Annotated in this window: 19 protein-coding genes; 11 read left to right on the top strand and 8 right to left on the bottom strand. The window is 59.4% G+C overall.

The window, feature by feature from the left end; translation table 11 throughout:
* Positions 1-36 precede the first annotated feature (36 nt).
* From fabG to vapC, 8 genes are all read left to right on the top strand, one after another.
* On the top strand, positions 37-774 hold the full coding sequence (fabG, locus tag AC5YUO_RS02290; RefSeq protein ID WP_496154102.1) for a 3-oxoacyl-[acyl-carrier-protein] reductase: 738 nt from the start codon (positions 37-39) through the stop codon (positions 772-774).
* A gap of 350 nt (positions 775-1,124) precedes the next feature.
* Positions 1,125-1,361, top strand: a complete 237-nt coding sequence (locus AC5YUO_RS02285; RefSeq protein WP_003502080.1) for an acyl carrier protein — start codon at positions 1,125-1,127, stop codon at positions 1,359-1,361.
* Positions 1,362-1,611: 250 nt separating this feature from the next.
* Positions 1,612-2,874, top strand: coding sequence for a beta-ketoacyl-ACP synthase II (gene fabF, locus AC5YUO_RS02280; protein WP_496154101.1), 1,263 nt, complete (start codon positions 1,612-1,614; stop codon positions 2,872-2,874).
* A 331-nt stretch (positions 2,875-3,205) separates the two neighbouring features.
* Positions 3,206-4,426, top strand: coding sequence for an endolytic transglycosylase MltG (gene mltG, locus AC5YUO_RS02275; RefSeq protein WP_496154100.1), 1,221 nt, complete (start codon positions 3,206-3,208; stop codon positions 4,424-4,426).
* A gap of 67 nt (positions 4,427-4,493) precedes the next feature.
* The gene (locus tag AC5YUO_RS02270) at positions 4,494-5,381 is read left to right on the top strand and encodes a YicC/YloC family endoribonuclease (protein WP_496154099.1); all 888 of its coding nucleotides are present in this window, start codon (positions 4,494-4,496) and stop codon (positions 5,379-5,381) included.
* Between the two features lie 5 nt (positions 5,382-5,386).
* Positions 5,387-6,049 carry a guanylate kinase gene (gene gmk / locus AC5YUO_RS02265; RefSeq protein WP_080817281.1) on the top strand — a complete coding sequence of 221 codons (663 nt, stop codon included), beginning with the start codon at positions 5,387-5,389 and terminating at the stop codon, positions 6,047-6,049.
* Between the two features lie 152 nt (positions 6,050-6,201).
* Complete coding sequence (gene vapB / locus AC5YUO_RS02260) at positions 6,202-6,435, top strand: type II toxin-antitoxin system VapB family antitoxin (protein WP_400811978.1); 234 nt, start codon at positions 6,202-6,204, stop codon at positions 6,433-6,435.
* A complete protein-coding gene (gene vapC, locus AC5YUO_RS02255) occupies positions 6,435-6,833 on the top strand; it encodes a type II toxin-antitoxin system tRNA(fMet)-specific endonuclease VapC (RefSeq protein ID WP_496154098.1) in 399 nt (132 codons plus the stop codon). Before vapB ends, vapC begins: the two co-directional genes overlap by 1 nt.
* Before the next feature lie 15 nt (positions 6,834-6,848).
* On the opposite strand, the gene AC5YUO_RS02250 is transcribed toward vapC, so the two are convergent.
* The 7 genes from AC5YUO_RS02250 to AC5YUO_RS02220 form a co-directional block, all read right to left on the bottom strand.
* The gene (locus AC5YUO_RS02250) at positions 6,849-7,472 is read right to left on the bottom strand and encodes an alpha/beta hydrolase (RefSeq protein WP_496154097.1); all 624 of its coding nucleotides are present in this window, start codon (positions 7,470-7,472) and stop codon (positions 6,849-6,851) included.
* A gap of 74 nt (positions 7,473-7,546) precedes the next feature.
* Positions 7,547-8,377, bottom strand: coding sequence for a 16S rRNA (adenine(1518)-N(6)/adenine(1519)-N(6))-dimethyltransferase RsmA (rsmA, locus tag AC5YUO_RS02245; protein WP_496154096.1), 831 nt, complete (start codon positions 8,375-8,377; stop codon positions 7,547-7,549).
* Positions 8,377-9,399 carry a 4-hydroxythreonine-4-phosphate dehydrogenase PdxA gene (gene pdxA, locus AC5YUO_RS02240; protein WP_496154095.1) on the bottom strand — a complete coding sequence of 341 codons (1,023 nt, stop codon included), beginning with the start codon at positions 9,397-9,399 and terminating at the stop codon, positions 8,377-8,379. The genes rsmA and pdxA overlap by 1 nt, the downstream gene beginning before the upstream one ends.
* A 26-nt stretch (positions 9,400-9,425) precedes the next feature.
* Entirely contained in the window at positions 9,426-10,373 is a 948-nt protein-coding gene (locus AC5YUO_RS02235; RefSeq protein WP_400811988.1) for a SurA N-terminal domain-containing protein, read from the bottom strand.
* Positions 10,374-10,670: 297 nt separating this feature from the next.
* Positions 10,671-13,052, bottom strand: a complete 2,382-nt coding sequence (locus AC5YUO_RS02230; RefSeq protein WP_496154094.1) for an LPS-assembly protein LptD — start codon at positions 13,050-13,052, stop codon at positions 10,671-10,673.
* Positions 13,053-14,141, bottom strand: a complete 1,089-nt coding sequence (lptG, locus tag AC5YUO_RS02225; RefSeq protein ID WP_400811991.1) for an LPS export ABC transporter permease LptG — start codon at positions 14,139-14,141, stop codon at positions 13,053-13,055.
* Complete coding sequence (locus AC5YUO_RS02220) at positions 14,138-15,307, bottom strand: LptF/LptG family permease (protein WP_400811992.1); 1,170 nt, start codon at positions 15,305-15,307, stop codon at positions 14,138-14,140. Before AC5YUO_RS02220 ends, lptG begins: the two co-directional genes overlap by 4 nt.
* A 298-nt stretch (positions 15,308-15,605) precedes the next feature.
* Between AC5YUO_RS02220 and AC5YUO_RS02215 the strand changes: the two genes are divergently transcribed.
* The 3 genes from AC5YUO_RS02215 (at position 15,606) to AC5YUO_RS02205 (ending at position 18,799) form a co-directional block, all read left to right on the top strand.
* Positions 15,606-17,099, top strand: coding sequence for a leucyl aminopeptidase (locus tag AC5YUO_RS02215; RefSeq protein ID WP_496154892.1), 1,494 nt, complete (start codon positions 15,606-15,608; stop codon positions 17,097-17,099).
* 25 nt (positions 17,100-17,124) lie between these two features.
* Positions 17,125-17,574 carry a DNA polymerase III subunit chi gene (locus AC5YUO_RS02210; RefSeq protein WP_400811994.1) on the top strand — a complete coding sequence of 150 codons (450 nt, stop codon included), beginning with the start codon at positions 17,125-17,127 and terminating at the stop codon, positions 17,572-17,574.
* Positions 17,575-17,770: 196 nt separating this feature from the next.
* The gene (locus AC5YUO_RS02205) at positions 17,771-18,799 is read left to right on the top strand and encodes a sensor domain-containing diguanylate cyclase (protein ID WP_496154891.1); all 1,029 of its coding nucleotides are present in this window, start codon (positions 17,771-17,773) and stop codon (positions 18,797-18,799) included.
* Between the two features lie 31 nt (positions 18,800-18,830).
* Here the strand turns inward: AC5YUO_RS02205 and AC5YUO_RS02200 are convergent, their stop codons facing one another.
* Entirely contained in the window at positions 18,831-19,757 is a 927-nt protein-coding gene (locus AC5YUO_RS02200; RefSeq protein ID WP_496154093.1) for a Gfo/Idh/MocA family protein, read from the bottom strand.
* Between the last annotated feature and the right edge of the window lie 483 nt (positions 19,758-20,240).

Raw genomic sequence — 20,240 nt, 5'->3', positions numbered from 1 at the left:
CATTTTCAGTCCGAAGCTCTAAAGAAGGAATAGGACATGTTTGATCTGACAGGCCGCAAGGCTCTCGTAACCGGCGCGACCGGCGGCATCGGCGAAGAAATCGCCCGCACCCTGCACGCCCAGGGCGCAACCGTCGGCCTGCACGGCACCCGCGTTGAAAAGCTCGAGGCGCTGGCGGCGGAACTTGGCGATCGCGTCAAGATTTTCCCGGCCAACCTTTCCGACCGCGCCGAGGTCAAGGCGCTCGGTGAAAAGGCCGAGGCCGAACTGGAAGGCGTCGATATTCTCGTCAACAATGCTGGCATCACCAAGGACGGCCTTTTCGTGCGCATGAGCGACGAGGACTGGGACAACGTCATCGAAGTGAACCTGACGGCGATGTTCCGCCTGACGCGCGAGCTGACGCATCCGATGATGCGCCGCCGTTTCGGCCGCATCATCAACATCACCTCCATCGTCGGCGTTACCGGCAATCCCGGCCAGGCCAATTATTGCGCCTCCAAGGCCGGCATGATCGGTTTTTCGAAGTCGCTGGCGCAGGAAATCGCCACCCGCAACGTCACCGTCAACTGCGTGGCTCCGGGCTTCATCGAAAGCGCCATGACCGGCAAGCTGAACGAGAAGCAGAAAGAAGCCATCATGGGCGCCATTCCCATGAAGCGCATGGGAACCGGCGCGGAAATCGCTTCGGCCGTGCTGTACCTCGCTTCCAACGAGGCGGGCTACATGACGGGCCAGACGCTGCACGTCAATGGCGGCATGGCGATGATCTGACGGCCCTCCAGGCCGTCGTGAAAAGGATTGCGGCGCTGTTTAAGCTCCTTCTTGGGTAGCTTGCGCCGCAAGGCCCCGCTTGCCGGTTTCCGGCGAAATTGCCTGTCATACGCTGTGCTTAGCGCGTTTTCAGGCTTTTCGACCGATTGAAACCATGTTAAGCGGGCCAAGACTGTGAACAGTCGTCCCGGAGAGACAGGAAGCCGTTGCGATTTTGTGTGACGATGTCTAGCTTGGACCGGGTTGAACGGGTTTGCCAGCGGTGCCGGATTTGAACGGCGCATGAGGGCTTCTAACAGGGCAGGGTGCCGCAAGGCATTCCCTTCAAAATAAAGGTCGAGGAAACCGACATGAGCGATATCGCAGAACGCGTAAAGAAAATTGTAATTGATCATCTTGGCGTTGACGCCGACAAGGTTGTCGAAGGCGCCAGCTTCATTGACGATCTGGGCGCTGATTCGCTCGACACCGTTGAACTGGTCATGGCTTTCGAAGAAGAATTCGGCGTTGAAATCCCCGACGACGCAGCTGACTCGATCCTGACCGTCGGCGACGCCGTAAAGTTCATCGAGAAGGCCCAGGCCTGATCGACCTTGATGGGGGAGGTGCAATATCCTCCCGTCCTTGGCCCGGCTCGTCCGGGCCAATGTTTTATAGGCAGACGGCAACATGCCCCCTGGCGGTGCGTGTTCCGGGCAATGCATGGGGTCAAGCGCCGGAAATGGTGCCCACAACCCTCATGCTGACATATCGAAATACTGCAGCATCCGATGAACATCTCGCGATGTCCGGCGTTGCATGAAGACCGATGATTTGGATAAGGGCGGAGCATTGGCGATGAGGCGTGTCGTTATCACCGGTACCGGCATGGTATCTCCTCTTGGATGTGGGACGGAAGTGACCTGGGAGCGGCTTTTGGCCGGCCAGAACGGCGCCCGTCTCGTGACTGAATTCGAAGTCGATGACCTTCCGGCAAAGATCGCCTGCCGTATTCCCGTGGGCGATGGTTCCAACGGCACCTTCAATGCCGATGACTGGATGGAACCCAAGGAACAGCGCAAGATCGATCCTTTCATCCTCTACGGCATGGCCGCCGCCGACATGGCGCTTGCCGACGCGGACTGGCATCCGGAAACGGACGAGGACCAGATCGCCACCGGCGTTCTGATCGGCTCCGGCATCGGCGGCCTGGAAGGCATTGTCGAGGCGGGCTATACGCTGCGCGACAAGGGCCCGCGGCGCATTTCTCCATTCTTCATTCCCGGCCGTCTGATCAACCTCGTATCCGGCCAGGTTTCCATCCGCCACAAGCTGCGCGGCCCGAACCATGCCGTGGTGACGGCCTGCTCGACCGGTGCGCACGCCATTGGCGACGCGGCCCGTCTGATCGCGCTCGGCGATGCCGACGTCATGGTCGCCGGCGGCGCCGAATCGCCGGTCTGCCGCATCGCGCTTGCCGGTTTTGCCGCCTGCAAGGCGCTTTCCACCCAGCACAATGACGACCCGCAGAAGGCTTCGCGCCCTTATGATCGCGATCGCGACGGTTTCGTCATGGGTGAGGGCGCGGGCATCGTCGTTCTGGAAGAGCTGGAACATGCCAAGGCGCGCGGCGCGAAGATTTACGCCGAAGTCGTCGGTTATGGCCTCTCCGGCGATGCATATCACATCACCGCGCCGTCCGAGGACGGTGAAGGCGCCTATCGCTGCATGTCGATGGCGCTGAAGCGCGCAGGCCTCACGCCTGACGATATCGACTACATCAACGCCCATGGCACCTCGACCATGGCCGATACCATCGAGCTTGGCGCGGTCGAGCGCCTGGTCGGCGAATCGGCCGCGAAGATTTCGATGTCGTCTACCAAGTCGGCCACCGGCCATCTTCTCGGTGCGGCGGGCGCCATCGAGGCGATTTTCGCCACGCTTGCGATCCGCGACAACATCGTTCCGCCGACGCTGAACCTCGACAATCCCGATGTCGAGACGAAGATCGACCTTGTGCCGCACAAGGCGCGCAAGCGGCAGGTCGATGTGGCGCTCTCGAACTCCTTCGGCTTCGGCGGCACCAACGCCTCCCTCGTGCTGCGTCGTTACGAAGCATAATCGCCGCGGCGGTTCTGCCGCCGCGCTGGCGCCCTCCCACCGGGTGCTGACAAAGGACGTTCTTTCCCTTGAAGAACGCATTGCGGCTTGCGAAAGCCATTCCGGTTTTCGCGCCGATATTGTAGTCGTTTATGGGAAGCGTTTGCCGGTTCGGGGTGATTTCCGGCCGCAGGCTGCTTCCTCCATCGGCTTTGTCCGAAACGATGTTCGTGAAGCGGAATAGCAAGGCTTCACGATATCTCTATGTGGTGCAGGAAGACATTCCGAACCTGTTTTTGCCGCATTACCTGCGCAAAAAGCGCTGACAACGCCGAACTGAAAAGGACCGACGGTGAGCGACACGAACCAGAACAGCCAGGGACCATACGGCCAGAACGGCGCGGGCGAAGGCAATCGCGGCCCGATCATTCCGAAATCCCCGACGGAAGCCCTGCGGCCGGAAAAAGTGCCAGCGCCGCCCAAGTGCTCCCGCAAGGCCCATGGCCAGCTTGTGATCTTCCTGAATTTTCTGATGACGCTTGCGGTTGCCGTCTGTGTGCTGGCCATTGCCGCTTTCTATTACATGATCAATGCGTTCCAGGAGCCCGGTCCGCTTCAGACGAACACGCATTTCACGGTGCGCAACGGCGCCGGCATCATCGAGATCGCCAATAATCTCGAGCGTAACGAGGTCATCTCCAACGCCCGTGTCTTCCGCCTGATGACCGGCAGCTACCTGCAAAAGGACCAGACGCTGAAGGCCGGCGAATATGAGATCAAGGCCGGCGCATCGATGAAGGACATCATGATGCTGCTGGAGTCCGGCAAGTCGATCCTTTATTCCGTGTCGCTGCCGGAAGGTCTGACGGTGAAGCAGATGTTTGCGCGTCTTGGAGCGGATGACGTGCTGGACGGCGAATTGCCCTCGGCCCTGCCGCCGGAAGGCAGCCTGCGCCCCGATACCTACCGCTTCACCCGCGGCACCAAGCGCGAAGAAATCATCAACCAGATGAGTGCGGCGCAGGACAAGCTGATCGACATGATCTGGGAACGGCGCGATCCCGACCTGCCGATCAAGACCATCGAGGAATTCGTGACGCTTGCCTCGATCGTCGAGAAGGAAACCGGCAAGGATGACGAGCGCGCCCACGTCGCTTCCGTGTTCTACAACCGTCTGAAGAAGGGCATGCGCCTGCAATCCGATCCGACGATCATCTACGGCCTGTTCGGTGGCGACGGCAAACCGTCCGACCGCCCGATCTACCAGTCGGACCTGCAGAAGCAGACGCCGTTCAACACCTATGTCATCAAGGGCCTGCCGCCGTCTCCCATCGCCAATCCGGGCCGGGCGGCGCTTGAGGCCGTGGCCAATCCATGGCGCACGGATGACCTTTATTTCGTTGCCGATGGCACCGGTGGCCACGTCTTTGCGAAGACGCTCGAAGAGCATAACGCCAATGTGCGCCGCTGGCGCAAGATAGAGGCCGAAAAGGCGGCCTCCGGCGCCAATCCCGATGTTGTCGTGGATGGTCAGCCGGGCGGGGCCGAGGCGGAAAAGCCGGCCAACAACTGATAATCCTGACCGGGCCCTGCGATCCGCATGGCCCGGTTTTGCACGGCATGACGGGGGGCTTCCAGATATGACATTGCAATCGATGACCGGTTTCGCACGCAGCGAAGGAACCTCCGGCCGGTACCGCTGGGCGTGGGAATTGCGCTCGGTGAACGGCAAGGGGCTCGATGTGCGGCTGCGTCTGCCGACCGGTCTTGAAGCGCTGGAAACGGCCCTGCGCGAAATCGCAGGCGAGCATCTTTCCCGCGGCAACATTCAGGCGGGCCTGACGCTGGCGATTGCGGAAAATCGGCTGGAGGCGGTAGTCAACCGCGATGCCCTGGCGGCGGTTCTGGCACTCAAGAAGGAGCTTGGCGATGTCGTGGAAGACAAGCCGCTGAGCTTCGACACGCTGCTCACGCTGCGCGGGCTCGTCGATTTTCGTGAGGCGGAAGATGACGCGGAGGCCCAGGCCGCGCGTAATAGCGATGTGCTTGCCGGCTTCGCAGCCGCGGTCGAGAAGCTGAAGGATATGCGCGAGCGGGAAGGGGCGTCGCTGTTTGCCATCCTGTCCGGTCATATCAACCGGATAGAGCAGCTCGCGGACATCATTGAAAGCGATCCGTCCCGCCATCCGGAGCAGATCGCGGCACGGCTCGCCCAGCAGATAGCCCTCATCGGTGACGGCTTGCATGGTCTCGACCGTGACCGGCTGCATGCCGAGGCGGCGCTGATCGCCACCAAGGCGGATCTGCGCGAAGAGATCGACCGGCTGCACGCCCATGTTCAGGCGTCGCGGGAGCTTTTGGCCAATGGCGGGCCGGTAGGGCGCAAGCTCGATTTTCTTGCACAGGAATTTAACCGCGAGTCGAATACAATCTGTTCCAAATCGAACGCCAGTGCGGTAACCGCAGCAGGCATAGAGCTGAAAGTGGTGATCGACCAGTTCCGCGAGCAGGTCCAAAATCTGGAGTAGACCCCATGGTCCCGGTGAATAATTCTCCCGTCACGATTGCCCGCAGAGGGTTGATGCTGGTGATTTCTTCGCCATCGGGCGCAGGCAAATCCACGATTGCGCGCAACCTGCTCGACAAGGACAAGAATATCGGCCTGTCCGTCAGCGTCACGACGCGCCCGCGCCGCCAGAGCGAGATTGACGGCATCCACTACCATTTCATTTCCACGCGTGAATTCGAGCGCCTGCGGGATAGCGATGCGCTGCTGGAATGGGCGGAGGTTCACGGCAATTTTTACGGCACGCCGCGTGGGCCGGTGGAAGATGCCATGGCTGCCGGTCGCGACATGTTGTTCGATATCGACTGGCAGGGCGCCGAGCAGCTGCAGGACAAGATGAAAGCGGACGTCGTTTCGATCTTCATCCTGCCGCCGACCATGACCGAACTTCAATCGCGCCTGCATCGCCGCGCCGAGGATACCGAAGAGGTCATCAAGACCCGGCTTCTCAATTCCCGTGCCGAGATCGAACACTGGCGCGACTATGACTATGTCATCCTCAATGACGACCTGCAGGCCGCCTTCGAAGCCGTCGAAGCCATCGTGAAGGCCGAACGCGTCCGCCGCGACCGCCGCCATGGTATGTTCGATTTCGTGCGGGCATTGCTCGAAGAAGAGCCGAAGCTCTGACAGGCAAGCAGAGGCCAGCGTTTTGATTTTGGGCCGGGTTGTCGCTGCCACGACGATATCTGCGCTCTGATGGCCGACTACCGGGCAAAGACCTTGAAGCGGAGTGAAGGGAGGGTTATGTATATCCTGATGGGATATACGAGGCTTCGTCAATGGCTACGTCTACAGTTTTCATAACTAATCGCAGTCAAGCCGTCAGGTTACCAAAGACTGTGGCTTTTCCGGACGATGTGCATAAGGTCGACGTTTTGAAAGTTGGTCTTACGCGCGTTATCGTGCCACATGGCAAGCGCTGGAATGATCTCTTCTTGACTGGTCCGCGCGTGACGGATGATTTTCTATCCGATCGCGAAGAGCCAACATCGGAGGAGCGAGAGTCCTTCTGATGCTCACATATATGCTCGACACCAATATATGCATCTATGTGATGAAGACTTATCCTCCAGCTTTACTGGAAAAATTCAATAGTTCAGCGGATCAACTCTGTATTTCGAGTATTACGCTTGGCGAACTCCACTATGGTGCGGAGAAATCTGCCCGGCGTCAGGAAAATCTCAATGCCATAGAGAATTTCACTGCCCGCCTTGAGGTTCTGCCCTTCGCCGATAAAGGTGCTGCGCATTACGGGCAGATCAGAGCCGAACTTGTCCGGGTCGGAACGCCCTGCGGCGTTCACGATATGCAGATTGGTGGCCATGCTCGAAGCGAAGGGCTCGTTGTCGTGACCAACAATATGCGTGAGTTTGTCCGAATGCCCGGCTTGCGAGTTGAGAACTGGGTTTAATTTTCGATGCCGTTGCTACGCGATGGACCAGCGTGCCAGCCATTGGCGGGATAATTGCTCGTCTGCTGCGTCTTCCGCCCAGCCGTGGCCCGTGTTGATTGTTTCCAGAACGGTATCAGCGCCGGCTGACCTCAGTTGCTCGGCCAAATGCGGCCCATCGGAGGGGTGACGCCGTTCGTCGTCGACGCCGGCCAGCAGCAGTGCCGGATACCCCGCAAGGTTCGGAAGAGATTGATCCTTCCTTGGAGATAGCGGGCGAAGCAGGATGGCGCCTTTCGACAGATGACGGTCCTGACATATCGTTTCAGCCGCCACGATCGCACCGTTCGAATATCCGACGAGAAAGGGTCTTTGCCCCGTCTGCTGAAAGACCATGGTGATAAACCGGCATAGTCTGGCGGCCTGATGTTTCAGATCGTCAATATCGAGCTGTCTGTCGGGTTTTCTGCGAAAAAATGCGAAGCCATTCTCCCAGGGAACAGCGCCTCTCGGCGCGTATAAGGCACCCTTGGGAAAGACGGCGCGGCCAAACGAAATAAGGTCGTCTTCCGTTCGTCCTGATCCATGCAACAAGACAACTGCGCAATCAGGTCGTTCGGCGGGAATGTCGAGCTTGTAGTGAAAACCGGCACTTTCCACGCGCTTGTTCCTTTATTCGCGGCGTCCACGAACCCGTGTCCCGCCGTTTGGAATCGCACATCACATGGCGGGACTTACAGGCAATTCGCCAAAGTGACGAATTCCTCCACCGACAGCGTCTCCGCTCGCCGTGTGGGATCGATCCCCGCTTTTTCCAGCAGCACCTCGCCGCCAAGGCTTTTCACGCTCTGGCGCAGCATCTTGCGGCGCTGGCCGAAGGCGGCTTCCGTGACCTTTTCAAGCTTGGCGACATCGCAGGGCAGCGGCTTGTTCTTCGGCAGCAGATGCACGACGGTGGAGGTCACCTTCGGCGGCGGGCTGAAGGCCTGTGGCGGGACGTCGAAAGCCATCTCGGCGACCGTGCGCCAGCCGGCGAGAACGCCCAGCCGGCCATAATGATTGTCACCTTCTTTCGCCACGATGCGCTGCCCGACTTCTTTCTGGAACATCAGCGTCATGGACAGCCAGAAGGGTGGCCATTCCCTCGGCAGCAGCCAGTTGACCAGCAATTGCGTGCCGACATTGTATGGCAGGTTGGCGATGATCCGCACCGGTTCGCCGGCGGGAACTAGAGCCTCGAAATCGGTCTTGAGAGCGTCGCCCTCGATGACTTCGAGCCGTCCGGGATAATGCGCTTCGATTTCGGCCAGCGCCGGCAGGCAGCGGCTGTCGCGTTCGACGGCTATGACCTTTTTCGCCCCAAGCGAAAGAATGGCGCGGGTGAGGCCGCCAGGCCCCGGGCCGACCTCGATCACCGTCACGCCGTCCAGCGGCCCTGCCGTCCTGGCGATCTTCTGGGTGAGGTTGAGGTCGAACAGGAAGTTCTGGCCGAGCGATTTCTTCGCGTCGAGCCCGTGGCGCTCTATGACATCACGCAGCGGCGGCAGTCCGTCGATGGCCGCCATTATGCGTTCGCCCGGCTGCGGAGGGAGATTTCCGCCGCCATCTTCAGCGCCGCCACAAGGCTCGCCTCATTGGCTATGCCCTGGCCGGCAATGCCGAAGGCGGTGCCATGGTCGGGCGAGGTGCGGATGAAGGGCAGGCCGAGCGTGACATTGACGGAATCGTCGAAGCCGAGCGCCTTGGCCGGAATGAGCGCCTGATCGTGATACATGCACACCGCCACGTCATAACGCTTGCGGGCGGCATCGTGGAACATGGTGTCGGCGGGCAGGGGGCCGAAAGCATCGATCCCGTCCTTCCGCAACCGCATGGTCGCCGGGTGAACGATATCGCGATCCTCGGTGCCCAGTGCGCCATCTTCACCCGCATGCGGGTTGAGGCCGGCAACCGCCAGACGCGGCGCCTCGATGCCGAATTTCTGCCGGAGATCGGCATCGATGATCCGGCAGGTCGTGACGATCAACTCTTCGGTGAGAGCGGTCGGCACGTCTTTTACGGGGATATGGATCGTCACCGGGACGACACGGACCTTGGGTCCGGCAATCATCATGACCGGGATGACGTGCTCGCCGGTCTGTCGCAAGGCGAGATCGGCCAGAAATTCCGTATGACCGGGGAAGCCGAAACCCGCTTCGTAAAGTACGGATTTCGCGATCGGATTGGTAACGACAGCCGCAGCCTTGCCCTCGACCGTCAGGGAAACGGCGGTCTCGATGGCCTTGATCGTCGCATGCGCCGCTCCGACATGCGGCTGACCCGCCTGCACCTCGAAACCGACAGGAAGAGGAAGGACGGGGAAAGCGCGTTCGAACAGGCCGACGGCACTTTCCGCATCGCAGGTCTCGATATTGACCGGGACACCGATCAGCGCCGCACGGCTCGCCACCACATCGGGGTCGCCGATGAAAATGAACGGCGGCACGCCGTTCTCCCGGCGCTTTGCCCAGGCGGTGATGGCGATGTCGGGGCCGATACCGGCTGGATCTCCCTGTGTCAGGGCAAGCGGCAGGGATGCATATGTCACGGAAAGACCCGGCTCTTTTATCAATATCAGGTGTTGACGATCTGCGCCTTCTTGCGCAGCTCATCCATATATTTCTTTTCGTTCGGGTTTTCGCCGTCCTTGGCCTTCATCAGGTCCTCGGACTTGAATACCATTTCAGCCGCATAGTCGTCGGACACCTGTCGCTGCTTGCAGATGGCCAGATATTCGACGCCCTTTTCGGTCACACGCGTACCGGTGGTGCCGCCTTCCTTGGTCTTTTCCACCAGCGCCTTCCAGTCTTCCGGCAGCTCTGGCGCCAGAATGCGGCCGAGATCCTTGATCGCCACGTCGCGCATGGTCGCGGCGAAGCTCATGGCCTGGTCACAGCCGGGGTAACGCTTGCGCGAGGCTTCAGCCTCGGCCTTGCGCTTGCCGGTAATGGCGTTGCGTTTCGATTCCGGGACAACGAAGATGATCTGCTGCAGGAAATATTCCGTGGTGACGGGCTTGTCGCCGCGTTCCTTCAGGCGGGTAACGAGATCCTGCGTCGACATCTTGCCGCGTGCGCCATAACGGGCGTTGACAAGGCGTGGCCAGCTCATCTGAACGGCGATGAAGGCCTTGAAATGGTCGGCTCCGACACCCGCCTGCGAAAGCACCTTCGTCAATTGCTGCGGCGTCATCTTGTTGTTGCCGGCGAAGCGCGCGAAGGCCGCATCGACATCGTCGGTGCTGACCGACATTTTCACGCGGCCGATTTCTTCGCGTTTCAGCGCCTCATCGACCAGCTGCTCACGCGCCTTTTCATTGAGGTTGCCGGACTGGCGCTGCAGCTTCAGAAACGCGACGCGCCTGGCAATATCATCATTGGTGATGGGGGTCTTGTTGACGACGATCTTGACGGTGCTGTCGGCGAAGGCCTGGCCGGCATAGGGCACAACGGCCATGGGAACGGCGAATATCGCAAAGGCGAAAGCAGCGCCACGCAAAGCCGTCTTTCCGAAATTCATCATATCCTTCTCCCTTTCGTCGGGCAGGGTCCTGTTGCCCTGTCCCGCCAATCTGTTCTGCCTGATGGGGGGAATATAGAACTCTCCCGCTTTTCAGACCTGCCCTTTTGCATCCGCACCGCGAATTTGCCACGTATATATCATCGCGATCCGCAAGACGGCAATGTGTCGGTTTGTTGAAAGAAAACCCGATAGGTTCCATGCGCGGCCGACATTGGCGTGTTGTTGCGGCGAAACCGTGGCTTTACTGGCCAAATGGTAAAAAGGCAGGCCACGATGCTGCGTGACCTGCCTCTAAACTCAATAGTTGTTTGGCTTCCAGCCAATATCCATGTCGTTCCAGTCCTCATTGGCGGAGCCGACGCTGATATCGCCGAGCGTACGGAAGGCCAGGCGAGCATTGATCGACCAGTCATTGGCGGCCTGGCGGCTGGAGTTGATATTGCCTTCGTCAGAGTAGCTGACCGTCAAGATCGTGCACTCATCCTGATAGGCAATGCCGATGCGGCGTTCAGCGGCAAACTTGCCGTTCAGATCGTAGTTGATCGAGCCGAACAGCGACCAGTTGTCGTCCATGCGCAGCGTACCGGACGCCTGGATGATATCGCGGTCTTCATTATAGCCGTATTTCGGCTGCGCCTTGACCTGCGTATAGCTGAGCTTGCCGGTAAGGCGGCGGTCCGAGTAGCTGATGCCGGTCTCCGAGCGGTTGATGTCGAAATCGTCCTTGTCGAGACGCAGGCTCGACGACAGCGAAAGACCGATCGGCGCATCGAAAGCAGCCATGGCGACGTAGTCCGAACGGTCGGATTCAAGGCCGGAATTGGCGCCTGCATTGACGAGATCGTAGGAGGCGAAGGAATTGTCGCCCGCCAGATGGAAGGATTGACCGGCAATGGCGCGAACGCCGTAGCCGTTGTCGAACGTACCGTTATAACGGAAGCCGATATTGGCGCGCGTGCCGCCTTCGATCCGGTCGTAACCGGAGAATTTGTCGCGTTCGAACAGATTGGTCGCGTCGAAGACGAAGGCCTGTGCGTCCTCGTTCGGAAGACGGCCGGCATATTGTTCGTTCGGACGCACGAAAATCTGCGCAATCGGCTCGATCACGTGGCTGCTGTTGAGCGCCGTGAACAGCCAGGGATAACGCACTTCCAGACCACCGGTGACCATGCCGCGGAAAGCCGCGCCGTCATTCATCATGCCCTCATAGGCATAGGAGGTGCCGCCCGAGGTGAAGGCCGCAGGGGACATGTCCGACCAGAGCGCGTCGCCGCGCGCGGCAAGGATCGGCGTGATCTGCAGGCCACTGTCCATCGTGAAGGTACGCTTCCACTCGGCTTCGGTGGAAAGGCGCGTATAGTCACCCTCAAGTCCGCTGAAACGCGGATAACCGCCGAGCGCGTAAGCATCCTGCCTCAGGCGCGTGATGCTCGTCAGATTGGTGGTCAGCGAAAGTTCGCCGCCATAAACCGGATCGGGTACGAAATAGCGATAGTCGACAACCGGATGGACGATTGCCTGCTTGCGTTCCTTGGCTTCGGTATTGTCCGTATCCTGAACGTTGAAATAATAGCCGCGGGCTTCGAAGCTGTTACGCTCACTCGCACCGGTCAGATAAATCTGGTTGGTCTGGACGTCGTTTTTATAACCCTTCAGCCCATAGGTGCGCGAAAAGTTATTGTCGGTCTGCACCATGGCATCCCAGCCGAAGGCCCAGCGCGGGTTGATCGAGAAATCACCCTTGCTTGCGATCATGCCGCGATTGTCGTTGAGGGCATCGCTGGTGCCGGCCGTGAAGGTTTCGGACTTCTGCTGGCTGATGCCGGCGATCGTGACCGTGTGCATGCCGGTTTCGAAGCGCTGGCGCAATTCCGCCTGCAAAAGCAGACCCTGCGTCGTGTAATAGGTCGGCGTGACGGTCACGTCCGATGTGTCGGACAGAACCTGGAAATAGGGGACGCCGATACCGAAACCGAGATTGTCGGTAATGCTCATCTGCGGGAACAGGAAGCCGGATTTGCGCTTAACCGTATTGTCCGGAACCGTAAGGAACGGCAGATAGGCGATCGAATGGCCGAAAAGCTGGAGGCGGGCCTTTTCCAGCCGCACCGTATGGGTCTTGCCGTCCTGAATGACGCGCTCGGCCTTGACCTGCCACAGCGGCGCCTTTTCGGGCCGCTCGGCGCAGGGCAGACACGCGGTGTAGACACCGTTGTTAAGCACCATCATGTCGCCTTCGAGACGCTCGGCGCTTTCACCCGCAATACGGGTATTGTCCGTGGTCTCGACGCGCAGCGCGTTGACGAAGCCCTGACCGAAATCGTCAGTGACGTCCATCTCGTCGGCATAGATCTTGTTGCCGCCCGGCTCGATCAGCTCGATGTTGCCATGGGCAATCACGCGGCCGGTCTGCTGGTTGTATTCCACTTGCTGGGCCACCATGCGGTAGCCCGAATATTTCATGCGAACCACGCCCTTCGCGATCACGCGCTGGGAATCGCGATTATAGGTCAGTTCATTTGCTGTAAGCAGGAGTTTCGAATCGTCTTGGCTTGCCGACGCAAGCAGTCCATCCTGGCCGAAAGCGACCGGGCTGGATGCCAAATACGCGCACACAGCGGCACCTGTCAGAAGGGCCGTCCAAAGCCGCCTGATATTCCCGCGGTCAATTACCGCCACTTAGCCGTCCTCCTGATGAAGCAGAATGGTTGCCCCCAAAGCCAACGCCACGATGACTGGAACCCAGACCGCGACGGTGGGAGGGACAACACCACCACTCCCGAATGCCCTTACGAGCACGGTTACTACATAAAGCACGAAGCCGGAAACGATTCCACCCAGAATCACGGAGCGCGATTGGGCGAAGCGGCTGAACTTTAATGAAACGGTCGCGGCGATCAAGGTCATCGCGACCAGAAGCAGGGGCGTCGATAGCAGGAAATGATACTGCGTCTCAAGCGCCTTCGAAGATAGTCCAAAGGACTTTGCAACTTCGATCTTGTGAGAAAGGTCAAAGAAAGCAACGGTTTCCGTCTGCGTCATGCGCTCCTGGACGAATTCCCGTCTCAGATTGGTACTGATCCGCATGCTCTCTTGCCGAACTGGCACATGGCCGGCGCGCGTTTCCGTAACGCCGTTAAGAAGCCAGTAACCATCTTCCAATTTAGCCGACTTCGCATCCTTCCGCGAGACGATGTTTCCGCCCTTGTCGAGGTCGATGAGAACCACGTCGAGAAGCATCGTTCCGTTGTCTTCGAAGCTCTTGGCGCCGATGATCGTATCCTGGCCGCCGCTCGACTGGCGCATCCACGGAACGATCTCCTGCTGGCGGCCGCCACCTGCCTCGTTGCGCAGGCCGGCTTCCATCGCCAGCGACTTGTTCTGACCCCATGCCGCGATGGGGTTCAGTATCGTGACCGACAGGATACCGATGAAAACCGCGCCGAGCACGAAGGGAAGGATGAACTGCCAGGCGGAAATGCCGGCGGCGCGCGTCACCACCAGTTCGTAACGGCGGTTGAGCGAGATCAGCGTCGTCATGCCGACGAAAAGCGCGATGAAGGGCACGGTCTGCTGCAGGATCAACGGCAGGCGGAGCGCCGTCAGGCCAAGGGCGGCCGGAACCGAGTAGCCGGGCAGGCCGGACATGCGCCGTGCCGTTTCGCTGAAATCGGCAAGGTAAATGATCGAGGATACGCCGAGCACGAACCAGATGGCGGTGATCAGATATCGTTTCAGGAAATACCGGGAGAGCGTGTTGAAAATCATGCGTTGCCGCTCCCAGGGTTTTTCGCCATCCGGCTGGAGAAGAGACGGCGCAGGCGACCCATCGTATCGGCGATGACTTTCGGCATTTTCGGCTTGCGGCCGGTCAGCAGAATGAAGGCGGCGGCGCCGCCGCTGAGGCCCGGCACGGCATAGACCAGCGGAATGAAAGCCGCGCTCTGCTTGATCTGATTGGTGACGTAAAAACCAAGCCAGCGCAGCATGAAGGCCGTCACCAGTGCGGCGACCATTGGATGCAGGCGCGCCTCGCGGTGAGAACGGGCATCGGCGGCGATGACCAGTGAAATCAGCGCGAAGGAGAAGGCGAACATCCAGTCCGACAGGCGCTTGTGCAGCTCGCTGCGGAAATTCTCCGGTGAGCGCTTGTAGCTCGCATTGTTCTCGTCCGGGGAAAGAAGGAAGCCGAGGCTTGCATCACCGGGGGAAAGCGAGGGTTCCGAATCCTGCTTTTCCGACATGGTCGAGAGGTCGAAGGCATAGGACAGGAACTTGACGATCGAGACCTTGCCGTCCGGCGTCTTCTGCTGCACTTCGCCGTCGCGCATGGTGAGAGACGTGCCGCTCTCGTCGATCATGCCTTCCTTGGCATAATAGATGAGGTCGAAATTCGGATCGCGGCGGTCGGCGACGAACAGGCCCTTGAGGATACGGCCCTGCCGCTGGGCGATCTGCACGTAAAGGCCGTCCTGAATGGTGCGGAAGGTCTTTTCCTCGATCACCGAGGACAGAAGGTCGGCATAGGCGGCGGCCACCATCTGCCGGGCCGAGCTGCGGGCGGGCGGCTCGATGAAATTGGTGATGGTGAAGGAAAGCGCGCTCAGAACGGCGGCCAGAATGAGAACCGGGCGATACATCACCGAACGCGGCGCTCCGGCCGCATCGATGATGGCAAGCTCGGAATCATTGTTCATCGTCGTGAAGATCTGGGTGATGCCGATGACGAGCGCAAAAGGCAGGACCACGGGAATGAGCGTCGGCAGGATCATCGTCGCGAGCGCCATGAAGGAACCCATCGACTGGCCCGTATCGGTCACGAGGTTGATTCTCTGGAGAACCTGGATGGTCCAGATGATGGCCAGCACCGGCAGCAGCGCGACCAGAAACATCTGCGTTGTCCGCCGCAGGATATAGTTCTCGAGAAGCTTCATACGGCCCTGTTCGACATTGTTTTTCCGTGCGATCGCTCGCCGAATTTTCGCCTATCTAATCGCATCGTTGGCAATTGGCTATTCCGGCATGCTCACAAATATGTTTTGCGCGACGATTTTTCCATCGCCTGTGTCTTTTTGTGGAACAAGCTGTCGGTTTCATGACGTGATTTCGCATTCCACAAAAATGCCTTTCCTTTAACGACTGTAGGCCGTTAAAGAATGCGGGGTTGCGCCCGGGGCCGAAAAGGCCATGATCATCCGCATCGTGCAAGTCGTAGAAGAAGAGCAGGAAAACATGTCCGCCAAATTCGATATTTCTTTCGCCAATTCCGCCGTACTGGAAAATGCCCTGGCCATCGTGCTGCAGGCCTCGGGTGACGCACAGGCCGTCGCCGGTGCTTCCGAGGCCGATCCGGGCGGGGTGATCGAGAGGGCGGCGAAGATTTCCGGCTTTTCCGCAAAATCCATGGCGACGCTCGACGTCATCGCACCGCAGGGTTCGGCCGCTGACCGGCTGCTCGTCATCGGGCTGGGCAAGCCGTCGAAACTGGTCGCCCATGACTGGCTACGCGCCGGCGGCACCGCGGCCGCTCATTTCAAAAAGGCGGACAAGGTCGTCATCTATCTCGATGCCCCGGGCGTTGAGGCGAGTGCCGAGGCGGCCGCGGACTTCGCGCTTGGCCTGCTGCTGCGCGCCTATAGTTTCGATGCCTACAAGACCAAGAAAAAGTCCGATGAGGAAAAGACGCCGAAGAAAGTCGACGTCACCATCGTAACCGCCGCCCACAAGGACGCGGAAAAGGCCTTTGCCGTGTCGGAAGCCGTTGCCGGCGGCGTGGTTCTGGCGCGTGATCTCGTTAACCTGCCACCGAACGTGCTTGGCCCCGTTGAGTTCGCCGAAAAGGCGGAGGAACTGCGCAAGCTCGGCGTCGATGTCGAAATCCTCGGCGAGAAGGAACTGAAGAAGCTCGGCATGAATGCGCTTCTCGGCGTGGCGCAGGGCTCGGCGCGTCCGCCACGGCTTGCGGTCATGCAGTGGAACGGTGGTTCGAAGAAAGATGAACCCATTGCCTTTGTCGGCAAGGGCGTCGTTTTCGACACCGGCGGCATTTCGCTGAAGCCCGGCCTCAACATGGAAGACATGAAGGGTGACATGGGCGGTGCTGCTGCAGTCACCGGCCTGATGCATGTGCTTGCGGCCCGCAAGGCCAAGGCAAATGTGATCGGCGTCATCGGCCTTGTGGAAAACATGCCTGATGGCAACGCGCAGCGCCCCGGCGATATCGTCACGTCAATGTCCGGCCAGACCATCGAGATCATCAACACAGATGCCGAAGGCCGGCTGGTTCTGGCCGATGCGCTCTGGTACACCAAGGACCGCTTCAACCCGAAATTCATGATCAACCTCGCCACGCTGACGGGCGCGATCACCGTCGCGCTGGGTAATCTGCAGGCCGGGCTTTTCTCCAACGACGACGAACTGGCCGCGCGGCTTGCTCAGGCGGGAGAGGCGACGGCCGAGAAGCTGTGGCGCATGCCGCTCGGCAAGGATTACGACAAGATCATCGATTCCAAATTCGCCGACATGAAGAACAGCTCCGGCCGGCTGGCGGGTTCCGTCACCGCCGCGCAGTTCCTCAAGCGTTTCGTGGGCGAAACGCCGTGGGCGCATCTCGATATCGCCGGTACCGCCATGGGTTCGCCGCTGACCGAGATCAACCAGTCCTGGGGATCGGGCTACGGCGTGCGTCTGCTGAACGAGCTCGTTCGCGCCCACTACGAAGATTGAAGCGAGTGGGGCGGCACGTCTGCGGATGACTGAAATTCTGTTCTACCATCTGACGGAATCGAAGCTGGAGGACGCCTTGCCGCCCTTGCTCGAGAAATCGCTGGAACGCGGCTGGAAGGTCGCGATCCAGACGGTGGGCGAGGAGCGCCGTGATTTCCTCGACACGCATCTGTGGACCTTTCGTGACGACAGCTTCCTGCCGCACGCCACCGACACCTCGTCCGCGCCGCAAAGCCAGCCGATTCTCCTGACGGCCTCGGATGAGAACGCCAATGCGGCGAGCGTGCGCTTTCTCGTCGATGGCGCCGAGCCGCCTGCGGTGGAAGCTTATGAACGCGTTGTCTTCATGTTCGACGGATACGACGCCTACCAGCTGGAAATGGCACGTAACCATTGGAAAAGGCTGAAGACGGAGGGGCACTCCCTGACCTATTGGCAGCAGTCGCCAGAAGGCCGCTGGCAGAAAAAGGCCTGATCGCACCGCAGGTTGGATATTTCCACGATTGGTTCCATATGCAAACAGACCGGCAAAAATTCGCACGTGGCGTTAATTGCCGGTTTTTGCATTATGCGCCGAAAGGAAAGCACCCGGACAGATGTGGGCTTTCATGGGGCCGGTCGTTTGATCCGGTCAAAGGCTGCCGCAGGCAAAACAGCAGAAGGACATGAGCATGGGACAGGCGATTTCACGACCGGACGGGGAAATGGAGCGTCTGGTGGCGGTGCGGTCGATCATGTCTTTCAAGAATGCCGAGATGCCGGAACTGAAAGTGCTGTCGCAGCTGGGGCAGGGGGTGTTTGGCGTGGCACGTGCGGCAATCAATATTGTCGACGAGGATTGGCTTCATGTCGCCGAGCAATCGGGAATGCAGCTGTCGGAATGCCCGCGCGATCTGTCGATCTGCAACCGCGTCATCGCCAAACAGGATGTGGTGGTGATTTCCGATCTGACCGAGCATCCGCATTTCCGCTTCATGTCCTATGTGAAAGGCGGCCCGGAACTGCGTTCCTATGCGGGCGCGCCGATCGAGCTTGAGCCCGGTCTTGTTGTCGGCGCCTTTTGTCTGGTCGATACGGTGCCGAGAAATTTTTCCGGCATCGAAATCGACAATCTCAGACACTTCGCGCTGCTGGCGGCCGCAATGCTGCGGCTTCAGAAAGCCAATTTCACCATGAGTCTTGCCGAACGCGAATTGCGCAATGCGGCGATGACCGATCCGCTGACCAGTTTTTATAATCGCAAGGCGCTGGAGGCGATCGTCGACGGCCAGCTCGGCGCGGCCCTGCGTGCAAACGAGGCCTTCGGTGTGCTCTATCTGGATCTCGACGGTTTCAAGACCATCAATGACACATTCGGCCATCCCGCGGGCGACCGCGTTCTGACCGCCGCCGCCGGACGTATTCGCAAGGCAATCCGCAGGGAGGACATTGTCGTGCGTATGGGCGGCGATGAATTCGCGATTTTTATACCGCGGCCCGGCACCCCCGATATCATGAGCGGGATGGCGGACCGGCTTCTGGCCGCTTTCCGCAACCCCTTTGACGTGGACGGGCAGGATGTCGACGCCCGCCTCAGCATCGGTGGCGCGCTTGCTCCGCAGGCGGGTACGGACCGGGCAACGCTGCTTTGCAGCGTTGATGAAGCGCTGTATCAGGCCAAAAATTCAGGGCGCGACCGCTTCGTCAGCCGCGCCCTTTGAGGCACTGTCCTTCGGGAAGCGCTTCGGCTTCTCAGTCGTAGAAGGAATCCACGAATTTGTGGCGGCCGAGCAGGAAGGCGTCGGCCACATGGGTCAGCGGCGCAAGATCGACGTCCGAGCGGCCTGCCTTGATGATCTCGGAGAAGCGCTCGTAAAGGGCCGGATATTCCCGTTCCGGCTGGGAGAGTTTGTCTTCGCCATTGATCGAGAGCTTGGCGCCGCCTTCGGACAGCACCATTTGTCCCGCTGCCGTCTCGGCAATGATGTCCCAGCTCTGCTTGCCGGTCTGGCGCCAGTCGAATTCGGCATGAACGGGCGTCTTCGTCACATCGGAAAAATGCAGGTCGGCGGCGATCGGGGCGTCGCGGTTTTCCGGGAATTCCAGCGTCGCCTTGGTCAGGAACAGCGCGCGCGGCAGGATGTGGGTGATGATCGAGAGCGCATTGATGCCGGGATCGAACACGCCGAGACCGCCCGCCTGCCAGATCCAGGCCTGGTTCGGGTGCCAATGACGCACATCCTCTTTCCAGATCACATGCACGCTGTCGATTTTCGTCGAGGCCAGAAACGCCTTCGCCGCCTCCACCGCCGGCGCATAACGCGAATGCCAGCTGGCAAACAGCGAAAGGCCCTTCGAATCCGCAAGCCGAACGAGATCCTGCACCTCCGAAAGCGTCGCGCCCGGCGGCTTTTCAAGGAAGACATGCTTGCCGGCATTCAGCGCCGCGTAAGCCGCCTCGTAGCGATATTGCGGCGGCATGCACAGTGAAACCGCATCGATTGCCGGTTCCGCCTCCAGCATGGCCTCAATGGTGCCATAGGAAGAAACGCCGTCGACGGTGCCGTGGCGGCTCGCGGTGCAGATCAATTCGAAATCCGGATTGCCTGCGATGGCGGGAAGATGCTGGTCGCGAACGATTTTACCGACGCCGACGATGGCAAGCTTGATGGCTGACATGGAGAGGAATCCGTTTGAGTGCTTCATGGAATAAAGTGTGACTTTATAGGGTTTTAGCAGAAACGACCGAAGGGGCAAGGCGATCGATCCCGAAGGCCCCGTCATTTTTCATATCGCAGCATCATGACAAGATGCATGAGTGCTTCATCGACAATACAGAATAAGTCGATTTTAGTAATTATTGTTTTCGATTTGAATGTTTTATTTTTGTCATAATCCGATTTTAACTATTGTATTTTAATATAAGTTTGAAAATTATTGTTTTTTAATTTAGTTTTATATTGAATTATTTCAAAGGGGATGGAGACGTGAGGTATTTGTTTGGCAATGACTGTTCTGAGGGCGTCGCCGGTGCGACGGCCCTGGCAGAGATCGTCCGGGTCAGGTGGGGATGATGCTGTTTTTATCCCTGCGCAAAAGCTGGATTTGTGAAGGCCAGCTGCTGAAATTCGGGCGCCAGCGCCGATATTTAACCGTGAGTTA

It is taken from the genome of Agrobacterium sp. LEGMi-208b, assembly GCF_059511785.1.
This window is presented reverse-complemented; position numbering and strand designations above follow the sequence as displayed.

Bases quoted from the DNA above. Each gene is read 5' to 3' on its own strand.
- fabG (WP_496154102.1), top strand. From the start codon at position 37: ATGTTTGATCTGACAGGCCGCAAGGCTCTCGTAACCGGCGCGACCGGC.
- AC5YUO_RS02285 (WP_003502080.1), top strand. From the start codon at position 1,125: ATGAGCGATATCGCAGAACGCGTAAAGAAAATTGTAATTGATCATCTT.
- fabF (WP_496154101.1), top strand. From the start codon at position 1,612: ATGAGGCGTGTCGTTATCACCGGTACCGGCATGGTATCTCCTCTTGGA.
- AC5YUO_RS02270 (WP_496154099.1), top strand. From the start codon at position 4,494: ATGACATTGCAATCGATGACCGGTTTCGCACGCAGCGAAGGAACCTCC.
- gmk (WP_080817281.1), top strand. From the start codon at position 5,387: ATGGTCCCGGTGAATAATTCTCCCGTCACGATTGCCCGCAGAGGGTTG.
- vapB (WP_400811978.1), top strand. From the start codon at position 6,202: ATGGCTACGTCTACAGTTTTCATAACTAATCGCAGTCAAGCCGTCAGG.
- vapC (WP_496154098.1), top strand. From the start codon at position 6,435: ATGCTCACATATATGCTCGACACCAATATATGCATCTATGTGATGAAG.
- rsmA (WP_496154096.1), bottom strand. From the start codon at position 8,377: ATGGCGGCCATCGACGGACTGCCGCCGCTGCGTGATGTCATAGAGCGC.
- AC5YUO_RS02235 (WP_400811988.1), bottom strand. From the start codon at position 10,373: ATGATGAATTTCGGAAAGACGGCTTTGCGTGGCGCTGCTTTCGCCTTT.
- lptG (WP_400811991.1), bottom strand. From the start codon at position 14,141: ATGATTTTCAACACGCTCTCCCGGTATTTCCTGAAACGATATCTGATC.
- AC5YUO_RS02220 (WP_400811992.1), bottom strand. From the start codon at position 15,307: ATGAAGCTTCTCGAGAACTATATCCTGCGGCGGACAACGCAGATGTTT.
- AC5YUO_RS02215 (WP_496154892.1), top strand. From the start codon at position 15,606: ATGTCCGCCAAATTCGATATTTCTTTCGCCAATTCCGCCGTACTGGAA.
- AC5YUO_RS02210 (WP_400811994.1), top strand. From the start codon at position 17,125: ATGACTGAAATTCTGTTCTACCATCTGACGGAATCGAAGCTGGAGGAC.
- AC5YUO_RS02205 (WP_496154891.1), top strand. From the start codon at position 17,771: ATGGGACAGGCGATTTCACGACCGGACGGGGAAATGGAGCGTCTGGTG.
- AC5YUO_RS02200 (WP_496154093.1), bottom strand. From the start codon at position 19,757: ATGTCAGCCATCAAGCTTGCCATCGTCGGCGTCGGTAAAATCGTTCGC.